The sequence below is a fragment of the Bacteroidales bacterium genome, assembly GCA_023228145.1.
Taxonomy (GTDB): Bacteria; Bacteroidota; Bacteroidia; order Bacteroidales; family CAIWKO01; genus CAIWKO01.
On sequence record JALOBU010000020.1, the window covers coordinates 39,234 to 52,562 of the forward strand.

11 protein-coding genes and 1 tRNA gene are annotated in these 13,329 nt (G+C 33.6%); 5 read left to right on the forward strand and 7 right to left on the reverse strand.

Annotated elements, in window-relative coordinates; all coding sequences use genetic code 11:
• Window positions 1–91 precede the first annotated feature (91 nt).
• Window positions 92–1,111 (forward strand): acyloxyacyl hydrolase, encoded by a 1,020-nt coding sequence (locus tag M0R16_10120; protein ID MCK9613237.1) that lies wholly within the window; start codon window positions 92–94, stop codon window positions 1,109–1,111.
• On the opposite strand, the gene M0R16_10125 is transcribed toward M0R16_10120, so the two are convergent.
• Genes M0R16_10125 through recQ form a run of 3 tightly spaced genes read right to left on the reverse strand, consistent with a single transcriptional unit; the run spans window position 1,108 to window position 4,457 of the window.
• Complete coding sequence (locus tag M0R16_10125) at window positions 1,108–1,530, reverse strand: hypothetical protein (protein MCK9613238.1); 423 nt, start codon at window positions 1,528–1,530, stop codon at window positions 1,108–1,110. The genes M0R16_10120 and M0R16_10125 overlap by 4 nt on opposite strands.
• A 9-nt stretch (window positions 1,531–1,539) precedes the next feature.
• On the reverse strand, window positions 1,540–2,241 hold the full coding sequence (locus M0R16_10130; GenBank protein ID MCK9613239.1) for an OmpH family outer membrane protein: 702 nt from the start codon (window positions 2,239–2,241) through the stop codon (window positions 1,540–1,542).
• A gap of 20 nt (window positions 2,242–2,261) precedes the next feature.
• Window positions 2,262–4,457 (reverse strand): DNA helicase RecQ, encoded by a 2,196-nt coding sequence (gene recQ / locus M0R16_10135; protein ID MCK9613240.1) that lies wholly within the window; start codon window positions 4,455–4,457, stop codon window positions 2,262–2,264.
• A gap of 381 nt (window positions 4,458–4,838) precedes the next feature.
• On the opposite strand from recQ, the gene M0R16_10140 reads away from it, so the two are divergent.
• Window positions 4,839–6,770 (forward strand): hypothetical protein, encoded by a 1,932-nt coding sequence (locus M0R16_10140; GenBank protein ID MCK9613241.1) that lies wholly within the window; start codon window positions 4,839–4,841, stop codon window positions 6,768–6,770.
• 34 nt (window positions 6,771–6,804) lie between these two features.
• Here the strand turns inward: M0R16_10140 and M0R16_10145 are convergent, their stop codons facing one another.
• Window positions 6,805–7,770: a substrate-binding domain-containing protein gene (locus tag M0R16_10145; GenBank protein ID MCK9613242.1), complete on the reverse strand. Its 966-nt coding sequence runs from the start codon at window positions 7,768–7,770 to the stop codon at window positions 6,805–6,807.
• 379 nt (window positions 7,771–8,149) lie between these two features.
• Between M0R16_10145 and M0R16_10150 the strand changes: the two genes are divergently transcribed.
• The gene (locus tag M0R16_10150; protein ID MCK9613243.1) at window positions 8,150–9,652 is read left to right on the forward strand and encodes a HAMP domain-containing histidine kinase; all 1,503 of its coding nucleotides are present in this window, start codon (window positions 8,150–8,152) and stop codon (window positions 9,650–9,652) included.
• Window positions 9,652–10,329, forward strand: a complete 678-nt coding sequence (locus M0R16_10155) for a LysE family translocator (GenBank protein ID MCK9613244.1) — start codon at window positions 9,652–9,654, stop codon at window positions 10,327–10,329. The genes M0R16_10150 and M0R16_10155 overlap by 1 nt, the downstream gene beginning before the upstream one ends.
• A 28-nt stretch (window positions 10,330–10,357) precedes the next feature.
• Here the strand turns inward: M0R16_10155 and M0R16_10160 are convergent, their stop codons facing one another.
• The 3 genes from M0R16_10160 to M0R16_10170 form a co-directional block, all read right to left on the reverse strand.
• Window positions 10,358–11,107 carry a UDP-2,3-diacylglucosamine diphosphatase gene (locus M0R16_10160; protein ID MCK9613245.1) on the reverse strand — a complete coding sequence of 250 codons (750 nt, stop codon included), beginning with the start codon at window positions 11,105–11,107 and terminating at the stop codon, window positions 10,358–10,360.
• A gap of 64 nt (window positions 11,108–11,171) precedes the next feature.
• A complete protein-coding gene (locus M0R16_10165) occupies window positions 11,172–12,398 on the reverse strand; it encodes an AhpC/TSA family protein (protein MCK9613246.1) in 1,227 nt (408 codons plus the stop codon).
• A 23-nt stretch (window positions 12,399–12,421) separates the two neighbouring features.
• Window positions 12,422–12,994 (reverse strand): hypothetical protein, encoded by a 573-nt coding sequence (locus M0R16_10170; GenBank protein ID MCK9613247.1) that lies wholly within the window; start codon window positions 12,992–12,994, stop codon window positions 12,422–12,424.
• Window positions 12,995–13,156: 162 nt separating this feature from the next.
• On the opposite strand from M0R16_10170, the gene M0R16_10175 reads away from it, so the two are divergent.
• A tRNA-Cys gene (locus tag M0R16_10175) sits at window positions 13,157–13,227 on the forward strand.
• Window positions 13,228–13,329: the final 102 nt, after the last annotated feature.

The window sequence follows — 13,329 nt, forward strand, 5'->3', positions numbered from 1 at the left end:
CAACAATGTTCACTTGAAATATTTTTATTTATTAGTTTTTTATTTATTTTTTTCTTTGCAATTGTCTTTTGGACAAGATACTACACAGCATTTGCGAAATTTTCAGCTTGAGGCCGTCGTTCATTATGGCTTTGTTGCTTCTCATCATAAATACATGCAACACTTGACACAAAGGCATTTTTCTGCCTTTGAACTCAATTTGTCGGAGCAAACTCATGGCTGGCGTTTGTGGGAGCAACTCTACAAATATCCGAAAAGGGGCATAGGGATTTATTATTCCACTCTTGGAAATACAGAAGTTCTGGGCCACGCAATTGCTGTATATCCTTATCTTAATTTTTGCCTTACAAAAGGCAATAAAGTTAATTTATATTTTAAAACTGCCATAGGACTGGGATATCTGACAAAAAAATTCAATGCGGATAATAATTATAAAAACATAGCAATTAGCACTCACCTGAATGCTTTTATCCAGTTGAAGTTAACTCTTAATTGGAATATTACTGACCGGCTCGTCATTAATGGAGGTTTTGATATTTCTCATTTTTCTAACGGTGCATTTAAAATACCCAACCTGGGATTGAATATTCTTTCATTAAATATGGGGTTATCCTATAAATTGTCCAGAATAACACCAAACATAATTAAAAGAGAGGTGCCTGCTTATAATAAAAAATGGCAGTATCATGTTTTTGGAAGATTTGGTGTCAATGAATTATATCCTCCTGGGGGCAAAAAGTACCCTGTTTATTGTATGACGGCATATTTTCTAAAACCTTTGGGTATCAAAAGACTGCTAGGTGTCGGATTGGATATTTTCTATAGCGAATCTGTTGTTGATTATTTACGAAGGTCTGGTACCGGGATTAAAAACAAAGTTGAAGCTGTTAAACCAGGTGTCAGCGCTGTTTATGAAATGAATTTTTCACATTTGTCTTTCGTGGTACAGTTTGGTGCCTATCTTTATGCTAAAGATAAAAGCGACGGGTATATTTATGACAGAGTGGCATTACAATATACTTTTAAAAATCATTATATGGTACAACTTGGCATGAAAACTCATTGGCTCAAAGCCGAAGTAGTTGAGTTGAGTGTAGGTTATAAGTTTTAGTTGTAATTTTCTTTTTTTACCAACTCTCCTTTGTCATCCCAAAATTTCCAAACTCCTGTTTTTTTACCGTTTTTATAAGTACCCTGAAAATACTTTTCCCCATTTTCATGATAAACCGTGCGCTCCCCATCATCAATTCCGTCAACAAAATTCCCTTCGCTCCATTTGTTACCATTCTGATGCCAACTGGACCACTTTCCATTTCTTTTCCCCTCTTTGTACCCTCCCTCCATATATTTCTGATGGTTTGAATAATAAAGAGTTTCTTTGATAAGTTTGCGTTCCTTTCCGTTTTCTTTATAATAACGTATAACTTTTGGAGATCCGTCTGGGTAAGTTTCAACAGTTTCTTTAATGATTTCGCTGTCGCAGGCGAATAGTAACAAACATAAAAAATATGAAAAAAACTTTAGTTTCATGTGATGTAATTATTCTTCAGTAATCGTATCAGATTCTTTGTTGTTTACCCATTCCTCATATTCTTTATTAAGCCCGGTTAGTATATCCTTTGTGATATCAAGAGCTGGATTGGCATATAACAACCCGCCGCCGAAAGATTTTTCATAAATAAAAGTGTAATTTTTACTTTTATTATAGCGTGTTATAAAATGTACTATCGTATCATGGACCTCCTGGTTTTTTTTTGATTTTTCTTCAAGAAGCTGTTGCGAAAGCTGTGCTTCCATTTCCTGAATGTCCTGCTGTTTTTTTGCCAGATATTCTTCAGTTTTCTTTTGTTCGTTTAGTGACAACATACCTGCAGTACCTTTTTTAATATACTCCTCATATTCTTTTTGGAATTTTGAAACAGCGGTTGTGTATTGATTTTGATATATTTTTTCAAGATTGACAAGGTCAACTTGAACATCAAGAACAAAATCATATTCACTCCAGATGGTATCTGTATTGACAAAGGCAAAAGTAGCGTTATCAACTTTTTTTTGGGCGTTATCTGCAGCAGTTTCATTTTTTTGTGTAAAAAACAAAATGAATAAAGCAATAACTCCGGCAAAACTTAATACAGTTAAAACTTTGAATAAGGTTTTAATATTATCAGATTGGTTTTTTGGGGACACCAGCTTATCTTCTGGTTTTTCTTCCTGATGGGTAATGATTTGTTCTTCGCTCATGTTTTTTTATTTATTATAGATTAATTGCCGACTTCCGACATAAATTTCAATCTTACAAGCCTTATTTCTTCTTCGGTAAATTCTTCTTCCCCAAGCTCTTTCAGTGCCTCATCAATAGAATCTGTTTCTGCGGTATGAAAATATTCAAAAATTTCTTCCTGATGGTACGGGTCAACATATTCATCAATATAGTAATTAATGTCTAGTTTTGTTCCTGAAGCCACAATACTTTCTAATTCAAGTAACAAATCTTCAATAGAAAGATTTTTAGCCAAAGCAACATCTTCCAACGGGACTTTTCTGTCAATGCTTTTTATGATATAAACTTTAAGCCCTGATTTGTTGACAACAGATTTTACCACCATATCCATCGGCCTGATAATTTCATTTTCTTCAACATATTTTGCAATCAGGTCAAGAAATGGTTTCCCGTATTTTTGAGCTTTTCCGGCTCCAACACCAGTAATTTGCAACAGCTCATCCATTTTAATTGGGTATTGAATTGCCATATCTTCGAGTGACGGGTCCTGAAAAATAACAAAAGGAGGCAAGTTTTCTTTACGGGAGATTTGTTTTCTCAAATCTTTGAGCAGAGCAAATAAAGTTTTATCTGCAGAGCTGGTTTTACCACCGCTGGCAAAAAATTCATCATCGTCTGCACTATCATAGTCATGGTCTTGTGTGAGCATGATAGTATATGGGTCTTTCAGAAATTTTTTTCCTTCGGGGGTAATTTTCAATATGCCATAATTCTCAATCTCTTTAACAAGAAGGCGGTTTATCAAAGTTTGTCTAATAACAGCGTTCCAGAATTTTTCATCGTTATCTGCACCTTTACCAAAAACATTGAGTTTATGGTGTTTAAATGATTTGACAGTGGCAGAGTTTTTTCCTATAATTACATTTATTAAGTGATTGGCCTTACACTGTTCTTTGGTTTCATGAACAGCTTCAAGGACTGTTTCAACATATTCGGTTCCATTGAATTTTGTTTTCGGATGCAGGCAGTTATCACAACACTGGCAGTTTTCTTCTTCGTATATTTCCCCAAAATAATGCAATAGGAGCTTTCTTCGGCACACGGATGACTCAGCATATGCAATAGTTTCAATCAACAACTGTTTGGCGATTTCCTGTTCATTAACCGATTTTTTTGAATTAAACTTTTCTAATTTCAAAATGTCGTCGTATGCATAAAAGGCGATACAGTTCCCTTCCCCGTCATCACGACCCGAGCGACCTGTTTCCTGATAATAACCTTCAAGGCTTTTGGGCATGTCATGATGAATTACAAATCTCACATCCGGCTTGTCTATTCCCATGCCGAAAGCTATTGTTGCCACAATAACATCAACCTCTTCCATAAGAAATTTGTCCTGGTTTCCCTTTCGAACTTCCGATTCAAGGCCTGCATGATATGGAAGCGCTTTAATACCATTGACCTGAAGCGTTTCGGCAAGTTCTTCTACACGTTTTCTGCTCAGGCAATATATGATGCCTGATTTCCCGGCATTAGTTTTAATATATTTAATGATATCCTTAGCAACATCCTTTGTTTTAGAGCGAACTTCATAATATAGGTTCGGGCGATTAAAGGAGGATTTAAATAAAGTGGCATTCATCATGCCCAGATTTTTTTGTATGTCGTGCTGTACTTTGGGAGTAGCTGTGGCAGTAAGTGCCATTACTGGAACTTTTTTCCCGATAGCTTTAACTGTGGGCCGGATATTTCTGTATTCCGGCCTAAAATCATGCCCCCATTCTGAAATACAATGTGCTTCATCAATGGCATAAAATGAAATATTAAATTGCTTGAAAAACTCAATATTGTCTTTTTTTGTGAGTGTCTCGGGAGCCACATAAAGTATCTTTGTTTTTCCTTTTAACAGGTCAGTTTTAACTTCAGTCATTTCCTGTTTGCTTAAGGAAGAATTTAGAAAATTGGCAATTCCCTTATCAACACCAAAATTGCGTATGTTGTCCACTTGATTTTTCATAAGCGATATCAGTGGGGAAATTACGATAGCTGTTCCCGTGCTGATTAATGCAGGAAGCTGGTATGTCAGTGATTTTCCTCCTCCTGTTGGCATAATAACAAAAGTATCATTCCCTGCAAGTACATTTTTAATAATGGCTTCCTGGTTCCCCTTGAAAGTATCAAACCCGAAAAATTCTTTCAAAACCATATGTAATGACTTATCTTCTTTAACTTTCATTTTTCCGGTGTATTATTTGTGTTAGTGATTTTAAGCCTTTATGATAAAAAAAAATAAATATAATACGAAGTTATAAAAATTTGCAAATAACATAAAAGTTTTGAATCAAAAAACAGATTTGAAATTTTAGTATAAAATAACTTCGTATTATTTAATAATTTTACAATCAAATATAATCATAATCTTATGATTACAAGAAATAATAAAATCAAAAATTTTTTATTGTTTTTTTTTACAATATTAATCGTTACTATTACATATTGGAATCATTTCGATAACAGCTTTCATTTTGACGATTCTCATACCATAAATAATAACGAATATATTAAATCTATTAACAATTTTTCTCTTTTTTTTACCGACACAAAAACTTTTGGAAGTATGCCTGATAACAGAGCATATCGTCCAATAGTTACAGCCAGTACCGCCATTGACTATTATTTTTGGAAAAAAGACCCCTTGCATATAGCGAAGCATAACTCAAGTTTATATCAAGGCGATAAATCCATGATTTACTTTCATTTACCAGCATTTGTAATTTATTGTTTGTTGGGGTTTTTGCTATTTTTGTTAATGTTAAAAATCTTTAATATCTCATACCGGCACGAGTGGAATCTATATACGGTTCTGTTTTTTACACTTTTTTATCTTCTTCACCCGGGCAATGCAGAAACCGTTAATTATATTTCTGCACGCTCAGATTTATATTCAACATTCTTTGTTGTGTTGGCCTTGTGGTGTTATGCATCATTACGGTTATGCCGAAGATTTTATATATATCTCTTGCCTGTTGCTGCAGGAATTCTGACAAAAGAAACAGCAGTTATGTTTCCTTTTTTCCTGTTTTTTTATATTTTATTTTTTGAAAACAAAGTGTCGTTAACCCGGATATTTAACTCTCAAAGAAAGTTATTTTTTAAAACGATATATTCTTGTTTGCCGGCTATAATTTTTACTGTTGCTCTTGCCGTTATTGTTCAATATATTGTTTATTCTCAGACAACGGGTAATGGTATTTTACACAGCGGAGGAAAAGGGTATTTGGAACTTTTTAAATATCAAATTACTCAACCCTATATTTTGTTAACTTATTTTTCATCATTCTTTTTTCCTTTTCATCTTAGTTCTGAGTCGGACATGACAGTGTTTTCCAATTATGCTGATGTGCGTTTGTATATTGGACTTTTGTTTTTATTGTTGCTGTTTTTTGCTGTATTCTTTTTCTCGAGGCAGGATAAATATCGCCCGGTTTCCTTCGGGTTACTTTGGTTTATTTTTGCGGCAATCCCTACCTCATTTGTTACGGTTCTTACTCAGGTCGCAAATAGCCATCGTTTGCTTTATTTATTTGTGGGGTTAAACATAGCCATAGGGTTTCTGTTGTATATGTTTATAGTCAAAATAAGTCCTGTATTTAATAAAAAAGAATTTAAAAAAATTATTGTTCTTCTGGCATGCATTGTCTTATCTGGTTTTGCTTATTTTACTTATCAGCGCAATAATGTGTGGCAATCAGAAGAAACTCTTTGGAAAGATATACTTGAAAAAAGTCCTCAAAGCCCGCGAGCTATGCTCAACTATGGTTTGACACAAATGAATAAGAAAAATTATTTTGAGGCGGAATATTATTTTCTTAAAGCCAAACAAATTTGGCCTTACTGGCCTTACATTTATATTAATCTGGGAATTTTAAAAGAACATAATAATCAAATATCTGAAGCAGAAAGTTATTTTTTGGATGCAATAAAATATTCCAACAAAAATAACCCCGATGCGTATTATTACTATGCATATTTTCTTTATAATCAAAAACATTTATATAGCGCTATTCCATATTTACAGCATGCGGTTGATGTTTCGCCCGGGTTTTTAAAGCCTCGCTTTTTACTAATGACCATTTATACGGAACTAGGGCAATGGGGCAGACTTGAAGCTCTTGCAACTGAAAGCTTGGTGGTGGCTCCAGACAATGTGGTTATTAAAAATTTCAAACAAGTCGCTGATGTCCAAAAAAAATCAGGAAACTCATCAAGTGATATTATAGAACCAAATATAAGCCCGGAATATTTTTTGGATTTAAGCCTTCAATACTATAATATGGGAGAGTTTCAAAAATGTATTGACGCTTGTAATGAGGCTCTTAAGCTCAAGCCCGATTATGCAGAAGCATATAATAATATCTGTTCGGCATACAATGCCATGAAAATGTGGAACAAAGGTATAGAAGCTTGCGAACAAGCATTAAAGCTTAACCCCAATTATGAGCTGGCAAGGAATAATTTAAATTGGGCTCAAGCCAATATAAAGAAATAAGCAAAAAACATCCGGGGGACAGGGATGATGTTTCTTAAAGTTTTTTCAAAAATATTTCTGCGGTTTTTTTATCAATATGCACAAAACCAGACTGGATACAATAGTTTTGTCCTATAGATAATGCCCATGTCAAAAATTCTTTCACAGCCTTATTTTCTGTTTTTGTATTGTATGCCAGAAAAATCTTCCTTGAAGGAGGAAATGGATATTGCCCCGAAGAAACAGCACGGTTTAAATCATCTTTTTTGTCTAAAACGAGCTCATTGTCATCAGCCAGATTGTTATTATTGAAGTCAATAGGAATAACATAAAGATTTTTTTTCTTGAATCCCGTAGTAGCATCATATATATCTGTGGAACTACAGTACCCTAATGCATTAGCATTAGATGCTATCGTTACAGGAACATCCTTGGAGTTATAAAGCAAAGAACCGGAGAAATCAGAAGGTTTTAAGGATAAAAAATTTGCCCAGCTAATGCTGATTTCGGAGCTATCACGTAAACGAAACACCTCAATTTTGTCATTACTTGAAATATTAAGGAGTTGCCCCCATTTTGTTATTTTTCCGGAAAAGGCTGCTGCAAGTTTCGTTTTGGTTAAACCATTCATTACTATTTGCTGAATGTTATTATTGTTGAAACTAATAACAGGCAATATTACATCAATTGCCACGGGCACAGAGAAAAACCCCGCTTCTTTTTCTTTTTCCGTCAACTCCCGCGAAACAGATATTAGTTGAAATTTATTGTTTTGAGAAGCCATACAATACTTTTCGTCTTCATTGGTTTTAATAATTATTTTTGTATTAGGATAGGATTGTTCATATTCCTTTTTCCATTTCATTAATAATGGGTACAAAGTATGTGTACCGAAAATGTTTATCTCTTGTTGAGTGTCATTTTTTACTTCGTTTTGTGCCGGTGCCTTGTTTTTTTTGTCGTTTCCACACGAACAAAGCAAAAACAAAAAAGCTAACAAATAAATACCAGTTTTATGCATAAGTGATTTTTTTTCAAAATTAAAATTTTTTGTATTCAGATAAAAAATAAAAGTCAGCATATATGTGTCTTAAGTTTGAACAAATACGCTTATTAAAGACCAATATAGTAAGAATTTACAAAGAAAAACAAAACGCAAAAATTTTTTATACGTATAAAGCAAATCCTGTTAATTATTTCAATAAAATAATTCAACAGTATTTTAAGATTAATACTTAACCTTGTAGAAAGTTTTTTACAATAAAAAAATAAAAACAGGCGTTTTAAAAGATTAATTTTATGATTTTGTTGTTTTTTAATGTGTAAAAATTAAAAAATAATTTATTAATAATCTTGAGCAAAAAAAGAAATGATGTGCTAAAAATGCAAAAAGACAGCTAATGAATATTTATATAAAAAAACGTCGTTGGAAATTTTTGCTTTTTATAGCAGCAATGATAATATTTTTTATTTCATTGTGGTATATTGACCGTTTTGCCAACCAGATAGAAATGGATCAACGAACAAAGATTAAATTATGGGTTGATGCCATTACAAAAAAAGCTACACTTGTTAATGCCACGGATACCTTTTTTTCTCTGATTCAGGATGAGGAAAGGAAAAAAGTAGAATTATGGGCTAATGCAAACATTCGGTTGATAAAAGCAGAATATTATGAAGACCTTACGTTTTATCTGGATATCATTAAAGGAAATAATACAATACCTGTTATCCTTACAGACGACCAATATAATATAACACTTGCAAAAAATGTAGATTTTAATATTGATTCTATAAAAAGATTAGAAGGGAAATATCTGGAAGATTTTTCTGTTTATCAGCCTATTGAAATTAATTATATAGGGAATAAAAAAATTTTACTTCATTATAAAGATTCGAAACTCTTTACCGGGTTAAAGGAAGTACTTGATAAGCAAGTTAAAGCGTTTCTTTCTGAAATTGTTACCAATGCCCCATCCGTTCCGGTAATTGTTACAGACCCGAAGCATAATCATATCATAGCTCATGGCAATATAGACACAACAAAAATTAATAATCCCGTTTTTGTTAAACAAACTATAGAATCAATGAAATCGGATAATAATATGATAAAGGTTGATTTGCCGGGGCAAACCGATTGTGTTGTTTATTACAAAGATTCGCCATTGCTTATTCAGTTAAAATATTTTCCTTATGTGCAATTTATTATTATTGGTGTTTTTTTATTTATTGCATATTTGCTTTTCAGCACTTCCCGGCGTGCCGAACAAAACAAAGTATGGCTTGGCCTTGCTAAAGAAACTGCCCATCAACTGGGGACACCATTGTCGTCTCTTATTGCCTGGGTTGAATTGCTTAGACTTAAAGGAATCGATGAAGAAACTCTTATGGAAGTAACAAAAGACATTCAGCGTCTGGAAACCATAACCGAACGTTTTTCAAAGATAGGTTCAGCCCCGAAACTTGAAACTCTAAATATTATTGAGGTTATTAATAACTCGGTTGATTATCTTAAAAAACGTACTTCAAAAAAAATAAATTACATTATTGGATTTAGTTCTGAAATAATTCTTGTTCCCCTGAATGCATATTTATTTGAGTGGGTAATTGAAAATCTTTGTAAAAATGCTATTGACGCCATGAGTGGAAACGGAACCATAGAAATTGATATCAGCGAAGACGACAAATATGTTTTTGTTGATATTACAGATACAGGGAAAGGGCTATCCAAATCTAAGTTTAAAACTATATTTAATCCGGGATATACAAGTAAAAAAAGCGGTTGGGGACTCGGCCTTTCACTTTCCGAAAGAATCGTTGAAAATTATCATTCAGGATATATTTTTGTAAAATCTTCAGTTCCTAATAAAGGAACTTCGTTCCGCATTCAACTTAAAAAATAATGTTTAGTGCTCTAATCAGCGGTTTTATTTTAGGCTTAACTCTAGCTGTTGTTCTCGGACCGGCATTTTTTACTTTACTACAAACCAGTATTTTAAGGGGTTTTCGCATAGGAATGTTCCTGGCATTAGGTATCATGTTAAGTGATTTTACACTTATTGCTTTAAGTTTTCTTGGAATTTCACAGTTGATAAGCGGAGAGAAGTATAAAATATTATTTGGTGTGATTGGCGGAATCATTATGCTGGTTTATGGAATATATATTTATCGAAAAAAAGTGAATGTTGAAGATTCTAAAATAAAAAGTTTAGGAAAAAAGAACAGTATCCTTGATATAGACCAACCATCCAAACCTTATGTGTACATTATTAAAGGATATTTTTTAAACCTAGTAAATCCTTTTTTGCTGATTTTTTGGATGGGAGTTATGGGATACGTTGGGGCAGAGTATAATTCAGATATTAAAAAACTTGCAATATTTTTTGGTACAGCATTAATAACGGTTTTCTCAACCGACCTTTTAAAATGTTTTGTGGCAAACCAGATAAAACGGTTACTTCGCCCGAAAGTCTTGGTTTTTATTAATAAAGCCCTGGGAGTTTTAGTTTTTATTTTTGGACTTTATCTGATAGTAAAAACTTTTGTGGTTTTTTTAGATACAGGAATAATAATTCCATAAAAGGGTTTTGCTGGTATAAATTAAGAAGTTAAAATCTCTTTATTTCAAATTTCTGTCGGTCAAGGACAGCATATGAAAAATGAACAAGCCAGTCTCCGAGGTTGATATAACGAGTGTTTTCAGAAATTTTGACGTCAAGAGGTAGATGGCGGTGCCCGAAAATAAAAAAATCAAAATGCTCTTTTTTCAGTAATTTTTTTGCATACACCAATAAGTATTCCTTGTCGTCACCACGATATAACATATCGGTGGCCTCATGTGAAAATCGGCTGCGGTTTGATATGTGACGGGCAACCCATGCGGCAAAATTGGGATGTAAACGAGCATATAACCAGCGGCATAATTTACAAAGGAATATTTTTTTCATCATTTTATAGCCGAAGTCTCCCGGGCCTAACCCGTCTCCATGTGCCAGCATGAATTTCAATCCATTAATTTCTTTAACAACGGGCTTATAAATTATTTCAAGACCAATCTCCTGTTTTAAATACCCGAAAGTCCACATGTCGTGGTTGCCGGTAAAATAATAGATTTTTATTCCACTGTCGCTTAGTTCGGCAAGTTTTCCCAGTAGTCTTGTATAACCCCGTGGCACCACGGATTTATATTCAAACCAATAATCAAATAAATCTCCTAAAATATAAATTTCATGGGCATCTTTTTTAATATCATCAAGCCACAAAACAAATTTCTTTTCTCGTGCCTGACTGCTTTGATAGTCTGGTATTCCGAAGTGACAGTCAGATACAAAATATATTTTTTTGTGTTCGGGAATCACAGTACAAATGTTTTCTTTAGTAAAATTATTTTTTTTAAACGTTTTTATAATTCACATTTCGATGTTAGTTTGTAATATGCGTAAAGGTGTCTGATTTTATCCGATAAGTTTTTGAAAGCCATTTTAAAAGCTCCTGATGGGTAATGCCTCGTTTAACAATGTTTCCGTATTTATCAATCAATACAGCTAGTGGAATGTAGTCAACAGCATAATCTTTCACAACGGGTGAATCCCACCCAAGCATATCACCAACATGAACCCAGTTAATTTTGTTCTGACGTACGGCATTTTCCCATGCATAACGGTTATTGTCAAGAGACACGGCATATATCTCGAATCCTTTAGTTCGGTATGTTTTGTGTATCCATTTAAATTCTGCTATAATATCCGTACAATTATCGCTGGCGCCGGCCCAAAAAAATACAAGCATAGGGCGTCCTTTAAACGAAGATAATGGTTGAATATTTCCTCCGATATTTTTTATTCTGATGTCGGGAGCCATCATCCCTGAATCAAGTTTCGAAAGATTTTTGGCAATTTCGGATTTAAAATTTTCAATATTTTTAACTCTTTCATGCAATTCAAGTACGTACCCGTTATTAGTATAAATAGGAGAAAGAGTGCTATCAAGTAATTTAAAATAATTAAAATGGTCGCGTTCATTTAATATTTTTTGTTGTCCAAAAATCTGGTATAAAGCAATTAGCGATGCCAGAGAATGAGGGTTATCCTTAATAAATCGTTGGACATGTTTGCGCTGATTATTGAAAATCTCTTTGTAAAGAGAGTCGTGTAGCGTTTTTAACTGAAAAAAATTGTTGCTGTCTTTATACTGAATTTGTACTTTCAATAATGAATCAGCCTTGTGATAGTTTTTGCGCGTAAATTCATTCAGCTGCCATAACAGTTCGGAGCCGGGTGACCCGGAAACCTGATATTCTTTCGCAAGTTGACGTGCATTACCGGTAATTCCAACCTGTTCCCCTTCGTTTATAAGCAATGTGATAAAATTGTCTTTACTAAGCTGCAAAAGGTAAAAGCTAATTTCTTTAGTTTTACAGGAAAATGTAAATTCCCCGTTCTCGTTGATAATAGTAGAATCCATTACATTTAAACTGTCAACTTTCAGCGCAGATAATATTATTTTATCTGAATTGGTGTTTTTAAGCTTTCCATGAATAGTAAATTTTCCCGAAAGCTTGTTTTCATTATTGTTGCACCCTAAAAAAAACAAGGCCATGAATGTCAGCCACATCATAGTAACAGCTGTAATTTTTTGCCTGGGAAACATAATTATTTACCTTTTAGTGGTGTTTAAAAAACAGGTTTTTTGGGTGTAAAAGTAATTATCAGGGTGCCTATACGGTTGTCGAGGCCCATAACAGGACAAATGGAGATTACATTACCGTCGTTATCAATACGCGAAGCTACTTCGTTAATCTGGTGCAATTCAGATGTAACAGTTCCGGGGTAAACATTCCCCTCATACTTTTTGTCGGTTGAAACGACTACAATACCGTCATTTTTTATTACGGAAATTACATTAAAATCTGCTGCTTTAACCAAATTGGTCATATATGTGCTGACCTGTTCCATATTTTCGCGCAGCATCTCTGAACGAACAGCCCAGGAAAAAACACGTGTTAGCAAAGCGATATAGGTTTTATTGTTGCTGTCAATAGCATCATTGGCCAAAGTTTTAATATTGTTTAATTCGGTTTCGTGTTGCTTTTTCAGGGTTTTAATTTCCGATTGTTTCCAAAAATAAACAATCAGGGGGATAATTATTAACAGCGCAATAATAATTATAGATGTGATAGCCTGAGCGCTCAGATTTTTTTTCTTTTTCTGGGCGGTAGTTTCTAATTCATTTATTTTTTCTGGCATAATGTTCTTTTTTTTACAAATATACAAACGAATTTTATGGTAAACGATATATCCCGGGGGGCTAATTGTTATTATTAAAAACAAAACTCCATAATTTTAAATTATTTGAAACATATAAACCCCTTTTGTAATGAATAAATTTTGTATTTTTGCATTTTAAATGGTACTATGGCCGAGTGGCTAGGCAGAGGTCTGCAAAACCTCGTACAGCGGTTCGAATCCGCTTGGTACCTCAAAAGTGTATTGAAAATCAGATAGTTACAACGAATAAACCAACGATTTTATTCCTGATTTTTAAAAAAATTGCCCCTGTTTCTTACTAGGATGAAAAAGAA